The sequence below is a fragment of the Oerskovia sp. Root22 genome (assembly GCF_001429135.1).
Classification (GTDB): Bacteria; Actinomycetota; Actinomycetes; order Actinomycetales; family Cellulomonadaceae; genus Oerskovia; species Oerskovia enterophila.
Window position 1 is genome coordinate 498,250 of the sequence record NZ_LMIL01000007.1, and the last position, 26,196, is coordinate 524,445.

16 protein-coding genes are annotated in these 26,196 nt (G+C 71.7%); 9 read left to right on the forward strand and 7 right to left on the reverse strand.

Annotated features, from left to right (window positions below; translation table 11 throughout):
- Positions 1-57 precede the first annotated feature (57 nt).
- Both ASE15_RS07200 and ASE15_RS07205 read left to right on the forward strand, forming a co-directional pair.
- A complete protein-coding gene (locus ASE15_RS07200) occupies positions 58-3,498 on the forward strand; it encodes an FUSC family protein (RefSeq protein ID WP_157257443.1) in 3,441 nt (1,146 codons plus the stop codon).
- 32 nt (positions 3,499-3,530) lie between these two features.
- Positions 3,531-3,911 carry an MmcQ/YjbR family DNA-binding protein gene (locus ASE15_RS07205; protein WP_056648230.1) on the forward strand — a complete coding sequence of 127 codons (381 nt, stop codon included), beginning with the start codon at positions 3,531-3,533 and terminating at the stop codon, positions 3,909-3,911.
- A 14-nt stretch (positions 3,912-3,925) separates the two neighbouring features.
- Here the strand turns inward: ASE15_RS07205 and ASE15_RS07210 are convergent, their stop codons facing one another.
- Positions 3,926-4,228, reverse strand: coding sequence for a helix-turn-helix transcriptional regulator (locus ASE15_RS07210; RefSeq protein WP_056648233.1), 303 nt, complete (start codon positions 4,226-4,228; stop codon positions 3,926-3,928).
- 66 nt (positions 4,229-4,294) lie between these two features.
- On the opposite strand from ASE15_RS07210, the gene map reads away from it, so the two are divergent.
- Positions 4,295-5,071, forward strand: a complete 777-nt coding sequence (gene map / locus ASE15_RS07215; RefSeq protein WP_056762441.1) for a type I methionyl aminopeptidase — start codon at positions 4,295-4,297, stop codon at positions 5,069-5,071.
- Positions 5,072-5,194: 123 nt separating this feature from the next.
- Positions 5,195-5,578 (forward strand): DUF1622 domain-containing protein, encoded by a 384-nt coding sequence (locus ASE15_RS07220; RefSeq protein ID WP_056762443.1) that lies wholly within the window; start codon positions 5,195-5,197, stop codon positions 5,576-5,578.
- A 1-nt stretch (position 5,579) separates the two neighbouring features.
- Here the strand turns inward: ASE15_RS07220 and ASE15_RS07225 are convergent, their stop codons facing one another.
- Positions 5,580-6,701, reverse strand: a complete 1,122-nt coding sequence (locus ASE15_RS07225; protein WP_157277168.1) for a hypothetical protein — start codon at positions 6,699-6,701, stop codon at positions 5,580-5,582.
- 160 nt (positions 6,702-6,861) lie between these two features.
- Between ASE15_RS07225 and ASE15_RS07230 the strand changes: the two genes are divergently transcribed.
- From ASE15_RS07230 to ASE15_RS07245, 4 genes are all read left to right on the forward strand, one after another.
- Positions 6,862-7,818: a 3-methyladenine DNA glycosylase gene (locus ASE15_RS07230; RefSeq protein ID WP_235534226.1), complete on the forward strand. Its 957-nt coding sequence runs from the start codon at positions 6,862-6,864 to the stop codon at positions 7,816-7,818.
- 331 nt (positions 7,819-8,149) lie between these two features.
- Positions 8,150-8,977 (forward strand): aminoglycoside 3'-phosphotransferase, encoded by an 828-nt coding sequence (locus ASE15_RS07235; protein ID WP_056762448.1) that lies wholly within the window; start codon positions 8,150-8,152, stop codon positions 8,975-8,977.
- A 209-nt stretch (positions 8,978-9,186) separates the two neighbouring features.
- Positions 9,187-11,856: a metallophosphoesterase family protein gene (locus ASE15_RS07240; protein ID WP_056762450.1), complete on the forward strand. Its 2,670-nt coding sequence runs from the start codon at positions 9,187-9,189 to the stop codon at positions 11,854-11,856.
- A gap of 107 nt (positions 11,857-11,963) precedes the next feature.
- Positions 11,964-12,848: an endo alpha-1,4 polygalactosaminidase gene (locus ASE15_RS07245; protein WP_056762452.1), complete on the forward strand. Its 885-nt coding sequence runs from the start codon at positions 11,964-11,966 to the stop codon at positions 12,846-12,848.
- Here ASE15_RS07245 and ASE15_RS07250 read toward each other — a convergent pair.
- The 4 genes from ASE15_RS07250 to ASE15_RS07265 all read right to left on the reverse strand — a co-directional run bounded on the left by ASE15_RS07250 (position 12,827) and on the right by ASE15_RS07265 (position 22,350).
- A complete protein-coding gene (locus ASE15_RS07250; protein ID WP_056762454.1) occupies positions 12,827-14,278 on the reverse strand; it encodes a sodium:alanine symporter family protein in 1,452 nt (483 codons plus the stop codon). The genes ASE15_RS07245 and ASE15_RS07250 overlap by 22 nt on opposite strands.
- A 79-nt stretch (positions 14,279-14,357) precedes the next feature.
- Positions 14,358-14,954: a YdeI family protein gene (locus tag ASE15_RS07255; RefSeq protein ID WP_056762457.1), complete on the reverse strand. Its 597-nt coding sequence runs from the start codon at positions 14,952-14,954 to the stop codon at positions 14,358-14,360.
- A 136-nt stretch (positions 14,955-15,090) separates the two neighbouring features.
- On the reverse strand, positions 15,091-18,579 hold the full coding sequence (locus tag ASE15_RS07260) for a GH92 family glycosyl hydrolase (RefSeq protein WP_082618268.1): 3,489 nt from the start codon (positions 18,577-18,579) through the stop codon (positions 15,091-15,093).
- Between the two features lie 162 nt (positions 18,580-18,741).
- Positions 18,742-22,350: a GH92 family glycosyl hydrolase gene (locus ASE15_RS07265; protein ID WP_082618269.1), complete on the reverse strand. Its 3,609-nt coding sequence runs from the start codon at positions 22,348-22,350 to the stop codon at positions 18,742-18,744.
- Between the two features lie 218 nt (positions 22,351-22,568).
- On the opposite strand from ASE15_RS07265, the gene ASE15_RS07270 reads away from it, so the two are divergent.
- A complete protein-coding gene (locus ASE15_RS07270) occupies positions 22,569-25,223 on the forward strand; it encodes an RNA helicase (RefSeq protein WP_082618314.1) in 2,655 nt (884 codons plus the stop codon).
- 6 nt (positions 25,224-25,229) lie between these two features.
- On the opposite strand, the gene ASE15_RS07275 is transcribed toward ASE15_RS07270, so the two are convergent.
- On the reverse strand, positions 25,230-26,180 hold the full coding sequence (locus tag ASE15_RS07275; protein ID WP_056762459.1) for a nitroreductase family protein: 951 nt from the start codon (positions 26,178-26,180) through the stop codon (positions 25,230-25,232).
- Positions 26,181-26,196: the final 16 nt, after the last annotated feature.

Below are 26,196 nucleotides of genomic sequence, written 5' to 3' on the forward strand. Positions count from 1 at the left end.
GAGGCACCCGGACATTCCTGTCGGGCCGGAACGGAACGCCCCGTATAGCCTGAACGCGTGGAAACCGTGTGGCTCGTCCTCGGAATCGTCATTCTTGGTCTCGTCCTGCTCGACGTCTTCCTGACCGCGCTGAACTACGACGAGTCGGGATTCATCGCCGGGCCGCTCGCGTCGGGTCAGTGGCGGCTGCTGCGTCGCGTCACACGCCGGATGTCCAGGCGGTGGCGCCCCCTCGCGCTGCGCCAGGTCACGGGGCTGCAGATCATGATCACGGTGATCGCCTGGCTGTTCGGGGTGATCCTCGGGTTCGGGCTGATCTACTACGGCCAGATGACCAAGACGGCGTTCTCGGTGTCGGGCACCGGGGCGAGCCTCGACTTCTTCAACGCGATGTACTTCAGCGCCGCGCAGCTCTCGACGGTCGGCGGATCGTCCCTGACCGCCGAGACGGACGTGCTGCGCTTCCTGAGCATCGCGGAGACGCTCACCGGCGTCGTCCTCGTCTCGCTGATCCTGACCTTCCTCCTCGGCGTCTACGACGTGATCCGCGACCTGCGCGCCCTGTCGGCACAGTTCTTCAGCGCCGAGCGGGGCGCCGGCTCGGCCGTCGCGAGCCTCGCCCCGTACTTCCAGCAGGGGCAGCCCACCGGCCTCGACGGGCACCTCGACGGGATCGCGAGCACGTTCTCGAGCTACACGGACGGGATCCGGCTCCACCACGCCGCCTACTACTTCCAGAGCGGGCGCGACCAGTTCGCTCTCCCGTACGCGATCCGGATGCTGGGCGGCACCCTCGGCGCCCTCCGCTGGGGCCTGCCGACCGGGCACACCGCGTCGACCGAACCGGACCTGATTCCCCTCTCGTTCCAGTTCCTGGAGTTCGGGGAGTATCTGCAGAAGAGGCTGCGCTGGTCGAGCGTCGACGTCCCGGAGATCGTGAGCGCCGAGGAGTTCGCGCGCCTCGCGCAGGAGAAGCGGCACCGCGGCCGTCGGGACGAGTGGGTCACCCGTTTCGTGGACCTGGAGCGCGACATGGCGGAGCTCGCGGCGATCGAGCCGCTCACCGACCTCGACGACTCCTACCGTCGTTACACCGAGTGGCTGCCCTTCGCCTACCGAGCCCAGCAGATCACGCTCGCGGTCAGCCAGGACCTGGACTACCAACCGATCATCGTCACCGACAAGCCGGTCTCGATCCTGCACAGCGACGACGCGCTGGCGCTCCAGAACCTCGAGGAGGACATCCCGGGCCCTGTCGTCGAGGCGCTCGGCCCCCGCGACCGCGGCGCTCGCAGCCGGCTCTCGCGCTGGGAGACCTTCGTCGACCAGCACGTCTCGCTCGTCGACCCCGGCTACGCGCGCCTCCGCGCGGCCGGACGTTCCGTGCTCGCGGCGAGCGCCGCCGTCGTCTCCTTGTACTTCCTGTTCGAGGCCACGGGGCGCGACGGGATGCAACCCGCGATGTTCGGCGGGTTCGTGGCCATGCTCAGCACCGGCATCTCGGTCGACAAGACGCTGCGCGGGCGCAAGATCACCAGCATCCTGCTGATCGTGCCGATCAGCCTCGTGGTCGCGCTCGGTGCGCTGGTCTCCGACTCGCCGGCCTGGACCGCGGTGCTCGTGGTGTCCGTCGCGACGCTCGGGGTGTGGCTCGGCCGGTTCGGGCCACGCTGGGGCGCCCTGGGCCAGGTCACGTTCGTGGCGTACTACTTCGCACTCATCCTGCGCCTGCACCTCTCCGACGTGCTCCTGTACGTGACCGCGGCCGCGCTCGCGATCGCCTGGGCATTCCTCCTGAACTACGTGATCCTCCCCGAGCGCCCGCGCAAGGTGCTGCAGGGCGGCATCGAAGGCTTCGGTCAGCGCCTGGTGGCCTCGATGGACTCCCTCATCGACGCGGTGTCCTGGGCACGCTGGGACCCCGACATCCGCAAGCGTGTGAGCCTCGACATGCGCGAGCTGCACCGTGGGGCCGCGTTCCTCGCGGGCCAGCTGACCGGCGAGGAGAGCGCGACGGGCCTCGACCCTGCCCGCAGTGCCGAGCTGCGCCTGCACGTGTTCGACACCGAGCTCGCCGCCGTCAACCTCAAGACGGCGGCTCGCAACGTCACGGGTACCGCGATCCCTCTCGAGCTCCGGGGCCGGCTCGCGGGACGGCTCGAGCTGCTGCAGGCCCACCTCGCGGAGATCGCGGCCCGGCCGCTCGACGGATCCGCGCCGACCGCCCCGACGCCACACCTCGCACCCTGGCAGGACGAGCGCCCGCCGGCGGACTGGCCCCAGGCAGCGCGTCTGCTCTACCAGGCCGCCAACGAGCTCCACCGCGCGGCCGACGTGCTCCGGACGGCCGAGACCGCGGGCCTCGACCCCGACGCACCCCCGCTCACCACGGTCGATCCCGACGACGCGCAGGTCGACGACGCGGGCCTCGACGAGCTGGCGACGTCCGCACCACCGACGGACGGGAAGAAGCCCCTGTCGCCCATGACGAGACGGGCCGCACAGGTCGCCGTGGCGACGGGCGCGGCGCTCGGCGTCGGCGAGGCCGTGTCTGCGACCCACCAGTACTGGGCGACGCTCGCGGCGTACCAGGTGCTGGGCGGCACCGACGGCGAGACGTTCGTCAAGGGCGCCCAGCGCATCGCGGGCACCGTCGTCGGTGCAGCCGTGGGCTTCGGCATCGCGATCTGGACAGGAGCAGACCCCGCGATCATCGTGCCGCTGCTGGCCATCGCGGTGTTCGCCTCGACGTACTACCGGCCGGTCTCACCCGCGGTGTCGAACTTCTGGACCACCATGATCTTCGCGCTCCTGTACGAGTTCCTCGGACGGCTCACCACGCAGGCGCTCGAGATCAGGATCCTGGAGACGCTCTTCGGGGCCGTGGTCGCTCTGCTCGTCGCGTGGTTCGTCTTCCCGACGCACACGCGCACCAAGCTCAACAAGGACATCACCAAGCTGGTCACGGACATCGAGATCGTGATCGTCGCGGGCCTCGAGCGGCTCGAGGGCGGGAGCAAGATCTCGAGGAAGGCCATCGACAAGCGGCTCCTGGTCATCAACAAGGACGTCCGGCAGGTCAACGCCACGGCCGCGCCGCTGCGTCGGACGTCGGGCTCGCTCGAGGTCGACGGCATCGAGGGGCGCCTCACGGCCGTCTGGTCCCTGACCTACTACACCCGCCATCTCGCGCACGCGGTCGAACGCATGATCGAGGCGGGGGGCGACCTCACGTCCGAGGACTGGGAGAACCTGCGCCGCACCACGAGCCACAACATCGGCGCCCTCCGCGCCGCGCTCGCCGACAGGCTCCCGACCAAGGTCGAGGAGAACCTCGACGTCAGCGCCGACTACGACCCGACCGGGCCCACGACGCGCAGCGAGGACGTCGTGCTGCGCCAGCTCGAGCGCATCAACCAGACGCTCGTGGTGCTCATCGAGAGCGTCGCCCCCGGGGCCACCGAGAAGGACGACGCCGCGGCGAGGTCGACGCTCTGACATCCGGGCCCGGCAGGCGTAGCGTCGGAGGCATGGCCACCTGGGACGACGTCGGTCGGGTCGCGTCGGTCCTCCCCGACACCGAGGAGCACCGGCCGCGCGAGTGGGCCGTGCACGGCCGGAACTTCGTGTGGGAGAGGCCGCTGCGCCGTCGGGACCTCGACGAGCTGGGCGACCTGGCGCCGGACGCCGCCCCCCTCGCGTTCTACGTCGCCCACGAGGGCGAGAAGCTCGCCCTCGTGGGCGACGAGCCCGGCACGTTCTTCACGACGACCCACTTCGCGGGCTACCCGATCGTCCTGGCTCGCCTCGACCTGGTCGCGGTCCCCGAGCTCGAGGAGCTCGTCGAGGACGCGTGGCTGGCGCGGGCACCGAAGCGCCTGGCCCAGTCGTTCCTCGACGCGTCCGAGTAGGTACGGCCTGACGCCTAGGAGGCCCACCGTTCGCGCGCACCCTCGCGCGCTCCGGCCCCCTGAGCGCCAGGTTCCGCCTGGGTGACCTCTGCCCAGACGGCGTCGAGCGAGAGGCCGAGGACGTCGGCGATCGCAGCGACGGTGGGGAAGGCAGGGGTCGCGACCCGGCCCGTCTCGATCTTCCGGAGGGTCTCGGGCGAGACGCGGGCGTCGAGCGCGACCTCGAGCATCGAGCGATCCCCCCTGGCCCGACGCAGGAGGGCGCCGAGACGCTGTCCGCGCTCGACCTCGGCTGGTGTGAGGGGCAACCTGACCATGGTGCCGATTCTAGTACCGGGATGATATGACCGGTATAGTTATCGGAAACACGAGAAAGGCACTCCATGATCGAGATCCTGAACCCCACCGAGCTCGCCCAGGCACGCGAGACGGGCGCCCTGGTCGCCCACGTCCTGCAGACCCTCAAGGCCCGCAGCACCGTCGGCACGAACCTCCTGGACGTCGACCGGTGGGCGCAGGCCATGATCACCGAGGCGGGAGCACAGTCCTGCTACGTCGACTACGCCCCGTCGTTCGGGCGGGGACCGTTCGGCCACTATGTGTGCACGGCCGTCAACGACGCCGTGCTGCACGGGATGCCGCACGACTACACGCTCGCCGACGGCGACCTGCTGACGCTCGACCTCGCCGTGTCGCTGGGCGGGGTCGCTGCAGACTCCGCCCTCAGCTTCGTCGTGGGGGGCTCGGAACCTCCCGAGAGCCTCGCGCTCATCGGGGCGACCGAACGGGCCCTGGCCGCCGGCATCGCGGCCGCGCGACCTGGGGCCCGTGTCGGTGACATCTCGCACGCCATCGGCTCGGTCCTCAGCGAGGCGGGGTACCCGATCAACACCGAGTTCGGTGGGCACGGGATCGGGTCGACCATGCACCAGGACCCTCACGTCGCGAACACGGGACGTCCCGGCCGGGGGTACCGGTTGCGCCCCGGCCTGCTGCTCGCGCTGGAACCGTGGGTCATGGAGGACACCGCGGAGCTCGTCACCGATGCGGACGGATGGACGCTCCGCAGTGCGACGGGCTGCCGGACCGCACACAGCGAGCACACGATCGCGATCACCGACGAGGGGGTCGAGATCCTCACGCTGCCGACCCCCTCGTGAGGTCAGGGCTCCGCGCACCGCTGCACGCCTGACGCGGTCGACCGGGACGCGCCCCGGTGCCCCCCGGAGCGCCCCCGACGCTCTCGCCCGGCCCGCCGGGCCGTTCCGTCCTAGGCTCGGCTCATGACGTTCGCCGAGGTGATCGAGGTCGTCGGCAAGGTGGTCGACGCCGCAGGGGTCGCCGCGATCGTGGTCGGCGCCCTGTACGCGACGTTCCTGTCGATGACCCGGCGCCATGAGGGCAACGTCTACCGGTTGTTCCGGCGCCGCCTCGGCAGGTCGATCCTGCTCGGGCTCGAGCTGCTGGTCGCGGCCGACATCATCCGGACGGTCGCCATCACCCCGACGCTCGAGAGCGTCGGGGTGCTCGCGGCGATCGTCCTCATCAGGACGTTCCTCAGCTTCTCGCTCGAGCTCGAGATCACGGGCCGGTGGCCGTGGCAGCAGGTGCCCGGTGCACCGGATCCGGACAAGGCCAGACCTGACCCGGTGCCCGACGAGACGTAGGTCAGCCGATCTTCTCGATCGCGGAGAATCCCGAGAAACTCACGACCGAGAGCGGGATGTCCTGCACCGTGAAGATCACGTTGCCCTCCTCGGCGTTCTGGATGTCGAGGATCTCAGCTCCTTGGTACTGGGATGCGGTCCCCAGAGGCATGATCGATGTGACGTCGACCGTGCCCTGATACTGCCCGGGCTGGATATCGGTGCCGACGAGCCAGTCGCCGTTGCCCAACGAGTCGACCGGAGCCGCCGAAGGGGCTGCTGGGTCGATCAGCTCGATGTCGGTGACTCCCGAGAAGCTCACAACCGAGCCAGCCACGTCCTGGACAGAGAAGATCAGGAAGCCCTCGTTCGCGGTGCGGATGTCGAGGATCTCGTCGCCGTTGCTCTGCGACGCGGTCCCCAGCGGAAGGATGCTCTCCTCGACCTTCGCCCGGTACTGCCCCGCCGCAATCTGCGTGCCCACCAACCAGTCGCCGTTGCCCAGCGCACCTGCTCCGTCCTCCTCGGGAACCGGGTCGGCGGGGGCCTCGTCGACCGCGGCGTCCTCGTCGGCGGGTGCCTCGGGGGCGACCTCCTCGACCGACTCGGTCGCCACGTCGTTGACGGCGCTGTCGACTGCGGAGATGAAGATCGCGTTGGAGATGATCACCCCGATGCCCGCCACAACCGCGATGATGATCGCAGCGATGGACAGGCCCTTGCCCGGAGCACCCTTCGAGGCCTTCACGAGGCCGACGATCCCGAGGACCAGTCCGGCGAACGCGAGTATCCCGCCAAAGATGTTGACGACCGGGATGAGGCACAGGACGAGGCCGAGGAGCGCGAGCACGAAGCCCGTGATCGCCAGGCCCGACGACCCCTGCTGCGCCGGGGGCTGCGAACCGTACCCGGGGCCCGGTCCGTACTGGCCGGGTCCAGTCGGCTGGCCGGGGTAGCCCGCCTGCTCGCCGCCGGAGGTTCCGGGCTGGCCGGGGTACGCGGCTGGCTGGCCCGGGTATGCGGCCGGCTGACCGGGATACGCGCCCTGCCCAGAAGGGTCCGGCTGACCGGGGAATGCGGGGCCGGGCTGTTGCGGGTCATCCGGGGCCGGAGGCTGCGGCTGTCCGTACGGCGGCTGAGACATGGCGCTCCTTGCGACCGGTGGCCGCTGTCATGGGCCGTCACCGACCCCCCTGCGGTCCGGCGCGATTGCTGGACCCTGGTGCCATGTTCTCGTGTCCTCGCGCCGTTCCGCTCCTGCTGGTGGGGTGAACTTCGCTCGCCGAGCCGCCTACCCTGGGACCATGCCCTCCCTCGACGTCTCCGACCGCGCCCTCGCGCCCGAGGTGCGCGGCGCCGTCGGGCAGGTCCTGGGCAGCGACACGTGGCTCCCGCTCGCTGCGGCGCATGCCACGCGTGCCGACGCCCTGACCGCGGGCTGGCGCGAGCGCAAGGCCCAGGGCGAGAAGCACGCGGTCGAGGACTTCCTCTTCACCTACTACCCCACGCGCCCGGCTCAGCTGCGCCGCTGGCACCCGGGTGCGGGCGTCGCGCTCGCTCCCGGCAAGGAGGGCACGCCCGACGACGTCGCTCCCCTTCTCGCCGAGCGTACGGACTGGCGGTGGCACCGGGCCGACGCGGCCGGCCGGGTGAGCCTCGACGTCGAGGCGTTCCTCGCCGACCGGGGCGACACCGTGCGCTACGCGCGCGTGCTGCTTGCTGCTACGGCGTCGCGCCCGGCAACGCTCGGGTGCTTCGGGCTGCACGAGTGGGCCATGGTCTACCGCGACCACGCCGAAGGGCGTGACCACCGCCACCCGCTGCCGCTGCGGCTCGGGGCACAGGGGACGGACGAGGTCGTCGCGTCGCACCCGGTGCGGTGCTCGCACTTCGACGCGTTCCGCTTCTTCACCCCGGAGGCCGTGAGCCTCAACCGGCTGCAGCCCACCCGGGAGACTCAGCCGGCGCTCGAGCAACCGGGCTGCCTGCACGCGAACATGGACCTCTACAAGTGGGCGACCAAGCTGTCCCCCGCGGTGCCGAGCGGTCTGGTGCTCGACGCGTTCGAGCTCGCTCGGGACATCCGCTGGGTCGACATGAGGGCGAGCCCCTACGACGTCTCGTCCTACGGCGAGGCGCCCGTGGCGATCGAGACGCCCGAGGGGAAGGCCGAGTACGTGCGGCTGCAGCGCGGGTTCGCCGAGCGCTCGGCCGTGCTGCGCTCCCGGCTGCTCGAGGCCTGCGAGCGCCTGCTGGGCTGAGGGACACCACGGATCGGGGTCGTGTCAGCGACGACAGGCCGACCGAGCTTCCCGAACCCTCACGGCTCGAGATCAGTCCAGCCTGACGGGCGCACTCGCTCGTCCGCATCCCTCGTGCTCCCCGAAGACCACCGGCGAGGCACGCCGGGCTGTTCCGCAGCCCAGGGGGAGGGAGTGTTTTCTGCGTAGCCACCACAATTGTGGTGGCTACGCAGAAAACACATCCCACCCTGGGTACCTGCACCACCGGGGGCCGGCCCTCCCCGGGCTCCCTCACCACCGAAGCCCGGCGAGTCATGAGGCACGGGGCGGGTCCTGGCAGGATCAGGGCATGTCGCGTCCGCCCCTTGCCATGATCCCGACCGGCCCCGTGCCCGTGCCACCCGCCGTCCGCTCTCTCGTCGACGCCGCCGGGGGCGGCGACCTTGTCCCGGTGTGGCGGAACAACCTCGGCGGGCTCACGTTCCGCTGGGGCACGAGCGGCACAGGCGGCACGGACCGGTACGTCAAGTGGGTCGCCGCGGGCACACCCGAGATCGACCTCCTCGCCGAGGCAGAGCGGCTCGCGTGGGCGTCGCAGCACACGGCCGTGCCCCATGTGCTGGACGCCGGGCAGGACGAGCTGGGCACCTGGCTCGTGACCGAGGCCATCGACGCGGCCTCGGCCGTCGACCCGCGCTGGGTCGCCGAGCCCGCCACCGCGGCAGCCGCGATCGGCAACGGGCTCCGCGTCCTGCACGACGCCCTGCCCGTCGAGGGCTGCCCCTTCACCTGGAGCGTCGAGGAGCGTGTCGCGCACGCCGACGAACGGATCGCCGACGGCGAAGGCCCCACCGAGTGGTTCCCCGAGCACGCAGCGCTCACGGTCCCCGAGGCCCGCGCCCGGCTCGACCTCGCGCCGCCCGTGGACCGCCTCGTCGTGTGCCACGGCGACGCGTGCGCACCCAACACGCTCGTGCACACCGACGGGTCGTTCGCCGCGCACGTCGACCTCGGCTCGCTGGGAGTCGCCGACCGCTGGGCCGACCTGGCCGTCGCGGCCTGGAGCACCGAGTGGAACTACGGGCCCGGCTACGACCGGATCGTCTACGACGCCTACGGCATCGAACCGGACGAGGAACGGATCGCCTACTACCGGCTGCTCTGGGACCTGGGCTGAGACGCTCCCCCCTCCCCTGCCCGACGACGGGGCGCACCGCCACGCGCGAGGCGCGCCACGCCGTCGGGCAGGGAATGGGCACGAAGCGGACGTTTCGCGTTCATCGTCGGCTCACCCCGTAGCCACCCGGGTCAGGTGGGATCGGGACGGCGCCAAGGTCGCGCCGCCCAGCTGCCGCGCTCGCGCGCGGGACCGGACGAAGGACTGACATGACGCAGACGATGGACACCCCTGTCCGCCCGGTGCGGAGAAGCGTGCCCGCGCTCGCCCTCCTCACCCTGGTCGGCGGGCTCGTGCTCGCCGCCACCCCCACCCAGGACGCCTCCGCGGCGACCGCACCCCCCGCACCGCTGCTCACCACGGCGGACACCACCTGGAAGTACCTCGACGACAACACGGACCCGGGCACGCCCGAGAACCTGCTGTCGTGGACCCAGCCCGCCTACGACGCCTCGGCGTGGAAGTCGGCCAAGGGGTCGTTCGGGGCCAAGGGCGGCAAGCTCGCGGCCGTCGGGCCGCACACCCCCACGACCCTCCTGACCCAGTACATCGAGGGGACCACGACCGACGTCCCCACGTTCTTCTTCCGCTCGACGTTCGAGTTCGACGCCGACACGGCGGACGAGCTCGAGAAGGTCGTCGGCAACGTCGTCTACGACGACGGGCTGGTCGTCTACGTCAACGGCGCCAAGGTCGCCGGCTTCCACGACGAGCGCGTCACGAGCACGACGACGAACCTGCAGTACGCGGGCTCGGGCGCCTCCGACCCGATCGCGGCCTCGTTCGACCTCGACCCCGAGGCCCTGCTCGACGGGACCAACACGATCGCGGTCGCGCTCTACCAGGACCGCGCGTCGAGCTCGGACGTCTACTTCGACCTGACCTCGCTCACGCCGGTCGCCGAGGACGCCCCGGTCGTGGTCGCCCCGCCGACCCGCGTCATCCTCACCCCGACCGAGACGCCCGAGACCTCGCAGTCGATCTCGTGGCTCGCGGGCAGCGAGGCCGACACCACGGGACAGGTCGAGATCCGCCCCGCCTCCGGCGGCGCGACCCGCACGCTGCGCGCCTACGCCGCTGGCGCCGTCAACGGCAACGCCAAGCAGCACTTCTCGGTGACCGTGCCCGGCCTCAAGCCCGCGACCGAGTACTCCTACCGCGTCGGCGTGCCCGGCGCATGGACCGGGTGGAAGACCTTCGGGACGGCCGACCCGGCCGAGACGGACTTCTCCTTCATCTACTACGGCGACGCGCAGATCGGCCTCGACAGCACGTGGCCCAAGGTCGTCGCCCAGGCGCAGGCCACGGCCCCCGACGCGATCGGCTCGGTCCACGCGGGCGACCTGATCGACTCGGCGAGCAACGAGACCCAGTGGGTCAACTGGTTCAAGGGCATGGAGGACGCCGCGGCGACCAGCAACGTCATGGCCGCCCCCGGCAACCACGAGTACTCGGGCGACAAGAAGCTCGCCGCCTGGAAGGCGAACTTCGAGTACCCGCTCAACAACCCCACGACCGAGACCGTCGGCGAGCTCGCACAGCTCGCCGTGGGCGACACCCCCGTGGCCCGCCAGTACGCCGCCTACTTCGCGCACTGGAGCGAGTTCGCGGCCGAGACCGTGTACTTCACCGACTACCAGGGCATGCGCTTCATCACGATCAACGCGACCCGCGACACCGCGTTCCTCACGCCCGACGCGCTGCCCGCGTGCACCGGCACCGACTGCCCGCAGGCCAAGGTCGCCGAGCTCTGGACCCAGTTCCAGGCCGCGTGGCTCGACACCGTGCTCACCGAGAGCCCGTCGAAGTGGAACGTCGTGACCTTCCACCAGCCCGTCTACTCGACGTCGTCGGGCCGTGACGAACCCGTGCTGCGCAAGTACTGGGTCCCCGTGTTCCAGGAGCACGACATCGACCTCGTCATGATGGGTCACGACCACACCTACGCGCGCGGCTACAACGACGAGGACCGCACCGACACCGAGGGCGTGACCGACGGCCCCGTCTACATCGTGTCCAACTCGGGAGCCAAGCACTACGACCTCGCGGCCCCCGACAAGAACGTCTGGACCAACAACGGCGCGACCCAGGTGCTGCGCGGCGAGAAGATCACGACCTACCAGGTCGTCGACGTCACGGCGGACACCCTGACCTACAAGTCCTACATCGCCGAGAAGGTCGCGGGCGCGAGCACCGACCTTCCCGTGGGCGCGGTCTACGACGAGTTCACGGTCACCAAGCGCGACGACGGCACCAAGTGGGTCACCGAGGCCGGCGTCGCCGTCCCGAGCGAGGTGACGTTCACGACGCAGCCCGCCGCCGCCGTCACGGTCGAGTCGGGCAAGAACGTGACGATCTCCTCGACTGCCGTCTCGACCTCGACGGCCACGCCCGCTCCCCGCGTCGCCTACCAGTGGCAGACCGCCGCTGCGGGCACCGACGCGTGGACCGACATCGCCGGTGCGACGTCGAAGAACCTCCTGCTCAAGAAGGTCTCGGCCACGACCGACCAGCACCGCTACCGCGTGGTCGCCACGGCCGGGAAGTCCTCGACGACCTCGGCCGTGAGCACCGTGACCGTGACCAAGGCGCCGACGACGCTCAAGCTCGCCGCGTCCTCGCTGCGCACGGGCGCCAAGCCGCGCGTGACCGCCAACGCGTCCGTGGCCGGGACGGTCGAGGTCACGGTCGTCTCGGGGATATTCCTGACGACCGCGAGCGTCCCCGTCGCGAAGGGTGCCACGACGACGGTCACGCTGCCCCAGTCGCTGCCCTTCGGCGTGAGCGGTGCGACCGTCCAGGTCACCGCGACGCTCACCCCGACCGACTCCGTCGAGTTCGCCGGCACGACCGCGGGGTTCACGACGAAGATCGGCTGACACCGGTCGGTTGCACCTCGGCCGGCCGGCTCCCGCGTTCTGCGGGGGTCGGCCGGCCGTGCCTCGCGGGACCCCTGCGCACCGGTGCCCGGTGCGAGCATGGTCCCGTGCTCCCGACCCGCTCCGCGCTCCCGCTCGCCCTCTCGGCCCTCGCCCTCGCTCTCCTCGCCGGGTGCACCGCTCCGGCGCCCGCGCCCACCTCGGCCCGTGACGACCTCGAGCCGACCACCTCGGTGAGCGACGCCGTCGGGCAGGAGGGCGCGGCACCCGCTCCCCCGCCCGCCGGGGCCCGGCTCGACTACCAGCTCGGCGGGGCCTACCCGCCGCCCGACGGCGTGACCGTCGTCGTCCGCGACGTCACCGACTCCCCCGCGGGCGAGGGCTACGACGTCTGCTACGTCAACGGGTTCCAGACCCAGCCCGGCGAGAGCGAGACCTGGCTGCGCGACCACCCCGACCTGGTCCTGCGCGACGACGACGGCGAACCCGTCGCCGACCCCGGCTGGCCCGACGAGCTGCTCCTCGACACCTCGACCGACACCGCGCGCCGCGAGATCGCGCAGGTCGTCGGCGCACAGGTGGACGCGTGCGCGGACGCCGGGTTCGACGCGGTCGAGCCCGACAACCTGGACTCGTTCACCCGCTCGTCGGGGGCGCTCACGCGCGACGACAACCTCGCCCTGGCCGCGCTGCTGATCGACCGCGCGCACGCGCGAGGACTCGCGATCGGGCAGAAGAACACGGTCGAGCTGGGCGAGGACGGTCCAGCGCTCGGCTTCGACTTCGTGGTCGCCGAGGACTGCGCCGTCCACGACGAGTGCGGCGACTACGCCGCCGCCTACGGCACGCGCGTCCTGGAGATCGAGTACGACGACGAGCCGGACCTCTCCGCCCGCCTCGCCGACGCGTGCGCGCGCGGGGTCTCGGTCGTGGGACGCGACCGCGCGCTCTCGACGCCCGACGACCCGGGCTACGCCTTCGAGTCCTGCTGAACCGGCGCCCACACGTCGCCCGGCACGTCCCCGGGCAGGTCGGGGTTCCCGACCCCGACGAACCGGTCGCCCGCCCCGCTCGCCCGCAGGCGCTCGAAGTCCTTGAGCGCCCCGAAGGCCCACCGGCCCAGCAGCGTGATCGCGACCAGGTTCACGAGAGCCATGAGCGCCATGGCGACGTCCGCGACGGCCCACACGGCCTCGAGCTCGACGAGCGACCCGATCCCGATCGCCGCGAGCACGAGCGTGCGCAGCGCGGTGAGCGCCTTGGCGCGGATGCCGAGGAACGTCAGGTTGACCTCGGCGTACGAGTAGTTGCCGAGCACCGAGGAGAACGCGAAGACGAACACCAGGATCGTCATGGGCCACACGGTCCACGACCCGAGCTGGGCCGCGACGGCCTCCTGCGTGAGCGAGGCCCCGGCCGCGTCGGTCGTGCTCCCCGGGTCGAACACCTCGGGTCCCGCCATGAGGATGATGAAGGCCGTCGCCGAGCACACCACGATCGTGTCGACGAACACGCCGAGCGACTGGATCAGGCCCTGCTTGGCGGGGTGCGAGACCGTCGCGGTCGCGGCCGCGTTCGGTGCGCTGCCCATGCCGGCCTCGTTCGAGAACAGGCCACGCTTGACCCCGTTGAGCAGCGCCGCGAGGATCCCCCCGGCCGTGCCCGCGACGGCCTGGTCGAGCCCGAACGCGCCCTCGACGATCTGCCGGACCACGCCCGGCACGGCGCCGAGATTCATGAGGATGATCGTGGCCGCGAGCAGGACGTAGATGCCCGCCATGATCGGCAGCACGACACCCGCGACCTTCGCGACGCGCTTGACCCCGCCGAACAGCACGGGCGCTGCGAGGATCATGAGGAAGACCGCGGTCCAGCCCGGCGAGACGGCGTGCCCGTTGTCCAGGGCCTCGCTGATCGTGTTGGCCTGCACCATGTTGAACGCGAAGCCGAACGCGAAGATCAGCAGGATCGCGAACACGATCCCCCAGCGTCGCGAGCCCAGTCCGCGCTGGATGTAGTACGCGGGGCCGCCGCGGAAGGAGCCGTCGTCGGCACGGACCTTGAAGATCTGCCCCAGGGTCGCCTCGACGAACGCCGTGGCCATGCCGATGAGCGCGACGCACCACATCCAGAAGATCGCGCCCGGCCCGCCGAGCGTCAGCGCGATCGCGACGCCCGCGATGTTGCCCGTGCCCACGCGCGAGGCGAGACCCACGCAGAAGGCCTGGAACGACGAGATGCCGCCCTCGGCCGCGCCGGTCGAGCCGCCGACCAGCCGGAACATGAGCCCGAACATCCGGATCTGGACGGCGCGCGTGCGCACCGTGAAGTAGATGCCCGCGCCGATGAGGACGTAGATCAGGACGTAGGAGTACAGGAAGTTGCTGACCGGGTCGATCAGCGCCTCTTGCAGGACGTCCATGGGGTTCCTCCAGCCCGACGGCGGTTCTGCCGTCCGCAGGACGCTAACCTCTCGCGGTGGTCCTTGTCGCGACGGGCACTCAGCGCGGCTGCTCGTGCGCGCGCTCGCCGCGCTGGGCCTTCTGCGCGGTCTCGGCGATCCGGGCGGCGCGGGTCGGCGCCCGCCGGGCGTCCGCGATCCAGCCGAGGACGAGTCGGCGCACCCCGGGCGGGAAGGCGTCCCAGTGCTCCCGGGCAGGCGGCACGGCGGCGAACGCCGAGGCCAGGTCGTCGGGGACGACCAGCGCCTCGGCGTCGTCGTACCTCGTCCAGGAACCGTCGGCCTGCGCGGCCTCGACGACCGCGCGCCCCGCGTCGGTCATCCTCCCGTCCGCCTCGGCCCGCGCGACCCGCTCCTTGCTCAGGCGCGTCCAGCGGCTGCCGGGGCGCCGGCGTGTGAGCCACATCATCGAGCGGTCGTCGTCGATCGTCTGCACGGTCCCGTCGATCCAGCCGAAGCTCAGCGCCTCCTCGATGAGCGCGTCGTAGTCGATCGGGGCGCGACCGCTGGCCCGCCGCCACTGCACGACCCAGACCCCGGGGACCTCGTCGTCGTGGTGCTCGACGAGCCACGCGCGCCACTCGGCCGCGGTCTCGGGGTGGAAGCGGGGCGCGTCCGCGCGCCGGTCGGTCACCATGCGCCCAGACTGCCACGGGACCTCCCGTGGGTCCCGGCGAGACCAGCGGGTCCCGTCGGGGCCCGGCCCCCGCGGACGACGAGGGGAGGTGCTGGTCCGGGACGCGTCCGGACCAGCACCCCTCCCGGCTCGTGGGTCAGTCGCAGGTGGTGGCGTCGTAGGACGCCACGACCTCCTGCGACCGCCCGTCCTGGGAGACCACGACCGTGACCTGCCCCGCCTCGACCGCACCCGAACGCGTCGCGAACGACGCCGACGCACTCTTGCCCGGCGCCAGCCCCACGAACGACCTGCTGCCGAACGCCGAGGACACCTTCACGTCCACCGGCAGCTCCTCCGCGCTCACCGCACGCACCGAGACCACCACACGCCCCGCAACGCACTGGACCCTGGCCGAGACCACCACGTCGAACACCGGCCCCACCACCACCGCATCGCTCGCCACCGCGAACACGTGCAGATCCTTGTTCCGCGGGAAGGTGATCGAGACGATCTTCTTCCCCTCGGGAGCCACGTAGGGGGCCGTGGAGAACACGAACGCGCTGTCCTTGTCCCCGTTGCGGCGGTCCATGCGCGCGACCACCGCGTTCCCCAGGACGGGGCTCCCGTCCGCGCTCGGCAGGACCCAGTCGCCGAACCCGACGGTCGTCGTGGCCGTGGTCCCGTCCTGGAACGTCACGGTCGCCTGGCCCTGCTGGGTCCCGTTGGTCGCAGCCCCGACGAGCGAAAAGCCCGCGCTCGGTGCCGGCAGGACGATCGTCTCGCCGTCGAGCGTGAGCGAGTCCGGTCGGCCCTCGGGCGAGGAGGGCCAGACGAACGGCAGGCCGCCGACGTCGTGCGCCGACCCCGGCGTGAGCCCCGCCTGTGCGAGCGCCTCGCGCGAGAACGAGTTCCCCGCACCGTCGAAGTTGGCACCTGCCCGCTGGGCCTGGCTCGCGCTCCCGACCGTGTCGAACGCCGCGAACAGGCTGCCCTCGGCCGCGACCCGCACCGTGACCGGCACACGCCTCTCGGTGCCTCCGGCCGTGAGCGTGACCTCGACGTCGTAGAAGCCCTCGGGCACGTCCTGACCCACCGCGAAGGTGAGGTCACCGCGCAGGTGACCTGCGCCGTCGGGCACGAGGGTCTCGCCCGTGACCGTGATGTCCGCGGGCGCGTCGACCGCGACCGTGACCTGGGCGTCGAGGTCCCCGAAGAGCTGGGCGTCGACCGGGGACGTCGCCGTGCCGCCCGGAGCCACCGAGACGAGCGCGCTCCCCGCGTTCGCGACGAGCCCCTGCTCGCCCTCGCGGAACGACGGTGGCGAGGCCTCGGGCGACGTGCCCCAGGTCGTGTCGCGCTCGGCCGACAAGGCCAGCTCGACCACACCACCCTCGTGGATCAGGCCTTCGGGCAGGTAGGTCCTGTCCCAGGGCTGCCCCTCGACCGTCATGCCCGTGATGTACCGCTGGCCCGTCGACGCGCCGGGCGCCCGCAGGTCGAGCGTCTTGCCGTCGCCGAGGTCGATCACGACCCGGTCGAACCGCGGGGTGTTGATCGCCAGGACGTCGGTCCCGGGCGTCGTGGGGTACAGGCCCGCGGCGGCCCAGACGTACCAGCCCGCCTGCGCGCCCAGGTCGTCGTTGCCCGGCTTCCCGTCCGGAGTCGGGGAGAACAGGGTCGCGGTGATCTCGTCGACCAGCTCGGTCGTTCGCCAGGGCTGACCCACGTAGTCGTACAGCCACGGCACGCCGAAGTTCGGCTCGTTGCCGATCCAGAGCCGGGGCTCGTTGGGACCCGAGTTGTGGGTCGTGGTGAACCGGTCGAGGCGCTCGGCCACGGCCTCCCGACCGCCCAGCCCTTCGGTCAGCGCCGCGACGTTCTGCGGGACGAGCCACGTGTACTGCTCGGCGTTGCCCTCGTCGAACCCCTCCTGCCCGAACCCGCCGCTGCCGTCCGGGACCACGAACGAGCCGTCGGCGTTGCGGGCCGCGACCGTGCTCGTGCTCGGGTCGAAGATGTTCTGCCAGTACTGGCCGCGCGCCTGGTACTCGGCCGCGGTCTCGTCCTGGCCCAGAGCCCCCGCGAGACGACCGATCGCGAAGTCCGCGACCGACCACTCGAGCGTGATGGACGCCCCGACCACGCGGTGGTCGCCCCGGAACTCCTCGGTCTGCGGGGCGTACCCGCGCTCGAGGTAGGTCCCGATCCCGTGCCGCTGGACGTACCCGCTCGGGGTCCGGCCCTCGGTCGTGGCGCCCTTGACCATGTACTCGAGCGCCGTCTCGGCGTCGAAGTCTCGCGCACCGAACGCGTACATGCTCGCGATGAGCGGCACCGAGCTGTCGCCCGTCATCTGCCCCGTGTACCCGTTGGCGACGGGCCAGCGCGGGAGCCAGCCCCCCTCGACGGCCGAGCTCACGAGCGACTGCGCCATGTCCGAGGCGCGCTCAGGAGCGAGCACCGCCTGGAGCGCACCGAGCGAACGGTACGTGTCCCAGTCCGAGAAGTTGGCGTACCGGGTGCGGCCGTCGGCGACCTGGTGGATCTGCTGGTCGAACCCGACGTAACGCCCGTCGACGTCGTCGAACGTGTTGGGGTGCATCATCGAGTGGTAGAGCGAGGTGTAGAACATGGTCTTGTCGTCCGCGTCCTCGCCCGCGACCTGGACCTTGCCCAGCAGGTCGGACCAGGCCGCACGGTTGTCGTCGCGGACAGCGTCGAAGTCCCAGCCCGGGATCTCGGCCGCGAGGTTGGCCTGCGCGCCCTCGACGCTCACGTACGACATCGCGACCTTGGCCTGGACCGTCGAACCCGGCGCGAACGTCGTCCACGCTCCCGCGCGTCGGCCCTGCGCCGACCGGTCACCCGTCGTGAGGGTCGTGCCCTCCCAGGTGCCGAACGACGAGAAGTCCTGGTCGAACTCGACCGCGTAGTAGAGCGTGTAGCGGTTGCCCTTGCCGCAGAACCCACCGCTCGACACCGAGCCCGTGACGGTGCGGCTGCCGGTGACCTCGACCGTGGACCCGAAGACCGTGCCGAGCGAGCCGCCCGGGTTGACGATGACCTGCGCGTCCCCTGTCTGCGGGTACTCGAACGTCATGCCCCCCGAGCGCGTCGCGGCCGACAGCTCGGCCTCGATGCCCGAGCTCTTGAGGGTCACGGCGTACCGGCCCACCTCGGCACTCTCCTGGTCGTGCGAGAACTCCTCCTTGCGGTCCCACGGCGCGCTGCCCACGTCCCCCGCGACCGGCAGGATGGGGACGTCGCCGAACACCCAGCACCCCGCCGACGCGTGGTTCATCGAGAACCCGCGGATCGCCTGGTGCGAGTAGCGGTACCCCGCGTACGCCCGGTCGCCGTTCCCGACCGACACCTGGGTGTCGGGCGAGAGCTGCATCATGCCGAACGGCATCGACGGTCCGGGGAAGTTGTTGATCTCCCCCACGACGCCGTTCGCCTGCCCCGTACCGACCATCGGGTCGACCAGGTCGACCGGGTCGGTCACGAGCCCGGCGTCGGACGCCCCGACCGCCTGCGCCACCGGGGCGGCGGCCGCCGCCCCGCCCACGAGCCCCGCGCCCGCGACGGCTGCCGCGGCGAGCGCCGCGACGACCCTTCGTGTCCTGCCTCGTGCTGTTCTCACGCTCTGCTCCCTCGTTGGTCGTCCCTGACCTCGTGACGTGCTGCTGCGGTACGCCGGTCGCACCGGCGGACCGAGGCGCGCCCGCCCGTGTCCTGCGCGTCGGGCGGGGCGCGCCGACGGGCCCGCCCGGGGTTCCCTCTCCCCGGGCGGGCCCGTGGTGGGTCAGTCGCAGGTGGTGGCGTCGTAGGACGCCACGACCTCCTGCGACCGCCCGTCCTGGGAGACCACGACCGTGACCTGGCCGGCCTCGACCGCGCCCGAACGCGTCGCGAACGACGCCGACGCACTCTTGCCCGGCGCCAGCCCCACGAACGACCTGCTGCCGAACGCCGACGTCACCTTCACGTCCACCGGCAGCTCCTCCGCGCTCACCGCACGCACCGAGACCACCACACGCCCCGCCACGCACTGCGCCCTGGCCGAGACCACCACGTCGAACGCGGGCCCCACCACCACCGCATCGCTCGCCACCGCGAACACGTGCATGTTGGTCGCGCGCGGCAGGGTGATCGTCGCGAGGGCCTTGCCCTCGGGGACGGCGACCGGAGCCGTGGCGTACAGGCCGCAGCCGATGCGCTGCGTCCCCGTGCCACTGCCTCGTGCCCCCGCCTTGGCGACGAGGATGTTGCCGGCCACGGGCGACCCCGTGCACCAGTCGCTCAGCTCGACGCGCGACGTCTGGCTCGTGCCGTCCGTGAAGCCCAGGACCAGGTCGCCCCCGTGCGTGCCGTTGTTGCTCGAGCCGACGAGCGAGACCTGGCGTGCCGTGCCGATGCTCGCGCGGACGTCGAGCACCTGACCGTTCGCGCGGACGTTGTCGGGCGCACCCGGCTCCTCGGCCGCGAGCACGTAGCCCAGCTGCGTGCCCGGGACGAGTCCCGGCACGCCCTGGACCGCGCCCTGCTCGGCGAGCAGGTCGCGCAGCAGGTAGGCCCCCTGCCCGTCGAAGTTCGCGTTGGCCGCACCGGCGTCGCCGATCCCGGCGTTGTCGAAGCTGCTGCGCAGCCACGACTCCTGCGCGACGACGACGGTCACCTCGCGGGAGACCTCGTGCCCCGCGGCGTCCGTCACGACGACCGTGACGGGGTACGCGCCGGGCGCGACGCCCGGCGCGGCCGAGAGCCTCAGCGGGATCTCGCTCGTGGCAGGCAGGCCGTCCGAGACGACGGACCACGGGCCCGAGCCGTCCTGGACCTGGACGGCGTCGCTCCCGGTCACCTGGATCTCGCCCGAGACGGTACCCGGGCCCTGCGCGACGACGCTCGCCACCAGGTCGACCGTCGCGCCCGGCCGGATGACCGGGTGCGCGGTCGAGAGGCCCGCGAACAGGCGGCTGACCTCGGCGTCGACCCGGTCGACCGCGCCCGGCGCGGCGTCGGGCCCCGTGGCCCACGCGGTGTGCTCGGCGCTCGTGGCGAACGACAGGGTGCCCGCCGCGGTCAGCTCCGGGCCCGTGAGGTAGGCGCGGTCCACCGCGGTGGCCCCTGCGGTGACCGAGGCCGTGTAGCGGTTCTCGGTCGACGTCCCCGGGGCGGTGATGTGCAGCTCGCTACGAGGGTAGAACGACTCGTCGAGGTCGATCCGGACGTCGTCGAACAGGGGCGTCGAGAGGCCCCACGTGTCCGTGCCGGGCACGATCGGGTAGATCCCGAGCCCCGACAGGACGTGCCACGCGGACATGGTGCCCAGGTCGTCGTTGCCCGTGACGCCGTCGGGGCCGTCGGTGAAGAGGGTCAGGGCCGCGCGGACCACGTCGTTGGTCTTCCACGGCTGCCCGGTCCACAGGTACACGTACGGCGCGTGGAGGTTGGGCTCGTTGTTGGGGTTGTAGGTGTCCTGGTCGTAGTAGGAGTAGGTGCCGTTGACCCACACCTCGCGGGCCGTCTTCTCGGGGTCCACGAGCAGCTGGTCGTAGGCGAAGAACGAGTCGAGCGCCTCGTTGGCGGGGTCCGTGCCGCCGATCAGGTCGACGAGGCCCGGGACGTCCTGCTGGACGAGCCACTGGTACTGGACGGCGGTGCCCTCGTGGAACCCGTCGCTCTTGGCCGGGTCCGGGTCGCCCACGAACAGGCCGTCGGCGTTGCGGGCGCGGAAGGCCCCGGTGCGCGGGTCGAACACCGAACGGTAGTTCTGGCCGCGCACGGCGTAGCGGTCGGCGTCCTCGTCGTGGCCGAGGCCCCGTGCCATGGTCGCGAGCATCGCGTCCGAGAGCGCGTACTCGAGCGTGGCCGAACCGCCGTGCTGCAGGTCGTAGTCACCGGGCTTGCCCGAACGTCCCGGCTCGTGCGGGACGAACCCGCTCGCCAGGTACGTGTCGTTGCCCGCGCGCCCGTTGAACGGGGAGTCGGCGGGGGCCATGTTGTCGGCGCTCTGCTGGAGGACCGCGTAGGCCTCCTCCTCGTGCCCCGCGAGCAGCCCCTGGCTCCATGCGCTCACGAGGAAGGGCGTGGCCGGGTCGCCCGTCATGATGTTGGTCTCGACCGTGCCGTACCCCCAGCGCGGCAGCCAGCCGCCCTGCTCCGCGGCGCGGACCACGGACAGCGCCATGTCCTGCGACTCCTGCGGGGCGAGCAGCGCGAGCAACTGCTGCTGCGTGCGGTACGTGTCCCACAGCGAGAAGTTCTGGTAGTACGTGAAGTCCTCGGCGACGTGGACCTCCTGGTCCCAGCCGCGGTAGCGCCCGTCGACGTCGGTGCCCGTGTTGGGGGCCAGGAAGCTCCGGTAGAGCGAGGAGTAGAACGTGCGCAGGTCGTCCTCGGCGCCGCGCTGGACGGCGACCGACCCGAGCCGCTCCTCCCATGCCGCGGTCGCGGCGGTGCGAGCCTCGTCGAACGTGCCCTCCTCGGCGTCGAGGTTCGCGGCCGCCCCGGCCGCGTCGACGTAGCTCATCGAGGTGGTCGCCTCGACGTCGAGGTCGCCGCCCGTGGTGTCGAACCGGAGGTAGGCGCCCACGCGGCCGTCGCCCGTGGCGGTCGCCGCGCCCGCCGTGACGGCGCCGCCCTGCCAGGTGCCGTAGGTCGTGAAGGGGCGGTCGAAGGTCGTGCGCGTGTGGATCGTGAAGGGCTGCGTGTCTTGGCAGAAGCCGCGCTGGGTGATGGTCGTCTCGACCGTGCGGTCGTCGATCACGGTCACGGTCGAACCGGTGACCCGGTTGAGGGCCTGCCCGGTGTTGATCAGCACGTTCGCCTTGTCGGTCGACGGGAACGTGTAGCGCTGGACCGCGGTGTGCTCTCCGGCCGTGAGCTCGGCGTCGATCGTGCCCGCCGACGCCTGGAGCCCTACGCGGTAGTACCCGGGCGAGGCCTCCTCGTCGTCGTGCGAGTACTTCAGGGCGTACTGCCCGTAGTCGGTCGAGGTGACGTCGCCTGTCGTGGGCAGGACCGGAAGCGTCCCGCCCAGCCCGCACCCGACCCCCGAGAGGTGCACGAGCGAGAAGCCTCGGATGCGGTCGCGCCCGTAGTCGTACCCGACGTTGTGGCCGTTGTCGGGCGAGAACTGCACCATGCCGAACGGGACGCTCGCCCCGGGGTAGGTGTTCCCGTCGTCCTTGGTCCCGATGAACGGGTTGACGTAGGAGACGAGGGGTTGGTCTACGGGGCCGACCTCGGCCTGGACCGCAGTCGGGGCGGCGGCCGGCGCCGCGCCCGCGGCCGGGATCGCGGTCGCTGCGGGCGCGGCCCCCACGAGGAGCGCGAGCGCCAGGGCGGTCGACGGGATCGGGCTCCGACGGTGCTGCTTCGAACGAGTTGTCGCGTGCTGACGAGGAGTCATACGGCTCGCCCTCCTGCCCACCACGGCGTGGGCTGCTCGGTGTACCCAGCGTCAGTGCTGGGCGTTCTGCACCTTTGCATGGCATGACAGCGCTGTCCACAGGAGCCATAAGGTTGCCGCCAGGTCGCACGACAGCCCTGCGACGCACCGAGGACGGCGCCCGCGGGCAGGCGCAGCGCGGCCCACCGCCCGGCGCCCGCTCTGCGACAATGGCCACGATGAGCACCACGACCCCCACCACCCGTCCCGAGCCCGGCCTGGTTCGTCACCTGCCGGCACCGGACGGCTCGGGCACCCCGGACCCTGACGCCCTCTACGAAGGGTTCACCGAGTGGGCCACCGAGACGGGGATCGACCTCTACGCCCACCAGGACGAGGCCGTCATCGAGATCTTCTCGGGCGCGCACGTCATCCTGGCCACGCCCACGGGCTCGGGGAAGTCGCTCGTCGCGGTCGGCGCGCACTACGCGGCCCTCGCCGCGCACCGCGCGGGAGTCCCCGGCCGCAGCTACTACACGGCTCCGCTCAAGGCGCTCGTGAGCGAGAAGTTCTTCGCGCTCGTCGCGGTGTTCGGCTCCGCGAACGTCGGCATGATGACGGGCGACTCGTCGGTCAACCCGACCGCGCCGATCATCTGCTGCACCGCGGAGATCCTCGCGAACATCGCGCTGCGCGACGGCGCCGACGCGGACGTCGCGCAGGTCGTCATGGACGAGTTCCACTACTACGCGGACCCCCAGCGCGGCTGGGCCTGGCAGGTCCCCCTCCTCGAGCTGCCCCAGGCGCAGTTCGTCCTCATGTCCGCGACCCTGGGCGACACCTCGACGTTCACCGAGGACCTCGAGACCCGCACGGGCCGCCCCGTCGCCGAGGTCACGAGCGCCGAGCGTCCCGTGCCGCTGACGTTCAGCTACGTCGTCGAGCCGCTCAACGAGGTCCTCGAAGAGCTCGTCACGACGCACCGCGCGCCGGTCTACGTCGTGCACTTCACGCAGAAGGACGCGGTCGACCGCGCCCAGGCCCTGCTGAGCATCAACGTCGCGAGCCGCTCCGAGAAGGACGCGATCGCGGCCGAGCTGGGCGACTTCCGCTTCACCTCGGGGTTCGGCAAGACGCTCAGCAAGTTCCTGCGCCACGGCGTGGGCGTGCACCACGCGGGCATGCTGCCCAAGTACCGTCGCGTGGTCGAGCGCCTGACCCAGGCCGGGCTGCTCAAGGTCGTGTGCGGCACCGACACCCTGGGCGTCGGCATCAACGTCCCCATCCGCACGGTCCTCATGACGAGCCTCGTGAAGTTCGACGGCGAGCGCATGCGCCACCTCACGGCGCGCGAGTTCCACCAGATCGCGGGCCGCGCGGGCCGGGCGGGCTACGACACGCTCGGCGAGGTCCTCGTCATGGCCCCCGAGCACGTGATCGAGAACCGCAAGCTGCTGGCCAAGGCCGGCGACGACCCCAAGAAGCTCAAGAAGATCGTGCGCAAGAAGGCGCCGGCGGGAGCGGTCAACTGGACCGACGCGACGTTCGAGCGCCTGCGCGACGCCGACCCCGAGGCCCTGACCAGCCACTTCACGGTCAACCACGCCATGGTGCTCAACGTGCTCGCGCGGGGGGACAAGGGGGTCGATCCGGTGCAGGCCATGAAGCACCTGCTCACGGCCAACCACGACACCGAGGCCCAGCGCGAGCGCCACGTGCGCCAGGTGTTCCGCATCTACCGGTCGCTGCGCGTCGCGGGCATCGTCGAGCGCGTGCGCGTGCCGGACCCGACCTACCCGAGCGGGCAGCGCCCCACGGTGCGCCTCACGGTCGACCTGCCGCGCGAGTTCGCGCTCAACCAGCCCTTGTCGCCGTTCGCGCTCGCGGCGCTCGACCTGCTCGACGTCGAGTCCCCCACGCACGCGCTCGACGTCGTCTCGGTCCTGGAGGCCACGCTGTCCGACCCGCGCCAGGTGCTCGTCGCGCAGCAGCACCGCGCCCGCGGCGAGGCCGTCGCGGCCATGAAGGCCGAGGGGTACGAGTACGAGGAGCGCATGGCGCTGCTCGAGACCATCACGTGGCCCAAGCCCCTCGCGGACCTGCTCGAGCCTGCGTTCGTCACGTACAAGCACTCGAACCCGTGGGTCTCCGACGCCGAGCTCTCACCCAAGTCGGTCGTGCGCGACATGGTCGAGCGGGCCATGACCTTCGGAGAGTTCGTGTCCGTGTACGGCCTGGACCGCACCGAGGGCGTCGTGCTGCGCTACCTCGCCGACGCGTACCGCTCGATGCGCCAGACGATCTCCGAGGAACACCGCACCGAGGAGGTCCAGGACATCACGGAGTGGCTGGGCGAGCTGGTACGTGGCACCGACTCGTCGCTGCTCGACGAGTGGGAGCGCCTGGCCAACCCGGTCGACGATGACGCGGACGACGAGGTCGGCGACGGCCCGCTGTCCGGAACGGGCGCCGAGGCCCCGGCCCGTCCCGTCACGGGCAACCCTCGCTCGTTCCGCGTCCTGGTCCGCAACGCCCTGTTCCGCCGGGTCGAGCTCGCGGCGCGGGAGAACTACGACGCGCTCGAGGCCCTCGACAAGGCGAGCGGTTGGGACGGCGACGCGTGGGCCGACGCCCTCGACCCGATGTTCGACCTGCACGGCAACGACGCGATCGGCGTGGACGCCGCAGCACGGTCGTCGGCCCTCGTGCAGATCGTCGAGAACGGCGTGCGGCCCGACGGCGAGCGCGTCGAGCCCGGCACGTGGTTCGTCCGCCAGGTGCTCGACGACCCGGCGGGCGACCACGACTGGGCGATCAGCGCTGTCGTCGACCTCGCGGCGAGCGACGAGGCCGGCGCCGTGGTGCTGCGCGTCGTGGCGGTCGGGACGATCTGACGCGACCTACCGGAGCACGTCGTCGGCCGGGCGGCGGGGCGTCCGCGGAGACGTCGCGCTGTACCCCAGTCGCAGCACCATCTGCGGCGCCCCGGCGTCGAGCGCCGCTGCGAGCGCGGCCCGCGTGGTCGGGTTCTCGAGGACGGTCGTCGCGAACGAGGCGTGCACGAAGTAGGTCGTCGCGGTCAGCAGGACACGCTCGAGCGCCTGGCCGGCAACGAGCCAGTCGCGCACGGAGTCGCCCGGGGTCGTGAGGACCGCGAGCGTCGAACGGTGCTCGAACGCGGCCCGGTCGCTCGTGGAGTCGCCGCCGAAGTGCCGCACGGGGGCCAGCGCGTCGTCGCTCGCGGGACCGAGCGCCGCGACCGGGATCCCGTCGGGCCGGTCGGGGTCGCTCGTGACCCAGCGCGCCTGCTCGACCCGGCCCGTGTGATCCTTGCCGGCGGCCTCCTCGGCCTCGCGCACGAGGTCCAGCAGGACCGTCCGCTCGGAGGCCTGGGCGGCGAGCGTCACGAACCGCGCCCCCTCGGACGTCGCAGCCTTGTCGAGGTCGTCGACCACGTCGGCGTCGAGCGGCTGGTCCTCGAACGGCACACGGGACGTCGCGCGGCGCTCGATCGCGACCGCGAGGTCCAGCTCGTCGGCGTCGGGCAGGACACCCGGGACCAGGTCGACGCGGGCGACCAGGGCGGGGTCGGCGTCGTCGGGCAGCAGCGTCAGCACCGGACGGAAGGACTCGCGGCGTGCCGCGACGCGCAGGTTCGCGAGGAACGCTCCGCAGCTGATGAACATCTCGCGGCCCGCGGGGTCGGCGTGCGTCAGCCGGCGCGAGTCGTCGGCGCGTACATCGAGCGTCGTGCCGTGCACGTGGACGGACCACGGCTGGGTGTTGTGCACGCTGGGGGCCCGGGACGCGGCCGCGAGGATCCGTTCGATTCGGGGGTCGTCGATGCTCATGTGCGTTCTCCCTGCT

Bases quoted from the DNA above. Each gene is read 5' to 3' on its own strand.
- ASE15_RS07205 (WP_056648230.1), top strand. From the start codon at position 3,531: ATGGCCACCTGGGACGACGTCGGTCGGGTCGCGTCGGTCCTCCCCGAC.
- ASE15_RS07210 (WP_056648233.1), bottom strand. From the start codon at position 4,228: ATGGTCAGGTTGCCCCTCACACCAGCCGAGGTCGAGCGCGGACAGCGT.
- map (WP_056762441.1), top strand. From the start codon at position 4,295: ATGATCGAGATCCTGAACCCCACCGAGCTCGCCCAGGCACGCGAGACG.
- ASE15_RS07220 (WP_056762443.1), top strand. From the start codon at position 5,195: ATGACGTTCGCCGAGGTGATCGAGGTCGTCGGCAAGGTGGTCGACGCC.
- ASE15_RS07225 (WP_157277168.1), bottom strand. From the start codon at position 6,701: ATGTCTCAGCCGCCGTACGGACAGCCGCAGCCTCCGGCCCCGGATGAC.
- ASE15_RS07230 (WP_235534226.1), top strand. From the start codon at position 6,862: ATGCCCTCCCTCGACGTCTCCGACCGCGCCCTCGCGCCCGAGGTGCGC.
- ASE15_RS07235 (WP_056762448.1), top strand. From the start codon at position 8,150: ATGTCGCGTCCGCCCCTTGCCATGATCCCGACCGGCCCCGTGCCCGTG.
- ASE15_RS07240 (WP_056762450.1), top strand. From the start codon at position 9,187: ATGACGCAGACGATGGACACCCCTGTCCGCCCGGTGCGGAGAAGCGTG.
- ASE15_RS07250 (WP_056762454.1), bottom strand. From the start codon at position 14,278: ATGGACGTCCTGCAAGAGGCGCTGATCGACCCGGTCAGCAACTTCCTG.
- ASE15_RS07255 (WP_056762457.1), bottom strand. From the start codon at position 14,954: ATGGTGACCGACCGGCGCGCGGACGCGCCCCGCTTCCACCCCGAGACC.
- ASE15_RS07265 (WP_082618269.1), bottom strand. From the start codon at position 22,350: ATGACTCCTCGTCAGCACGCGACAACTCGTTCGAAGCAGCACCGTCGG.
- ASE15_RS07270 (WP_082618314.1), top strand. From the start codon at position 22,569: ATGAGCACCACGACCCCCACCACCCGTCCCGAGCCCGGCCTGGTTCGT.
- ASE15_RS07275 (WP_056762459.1), bottom strand. From the start codon at position 26,180: ATGAGCATCGACGACCCCCGAATCGAACGGATCCTCGCGGCCGCGTCC.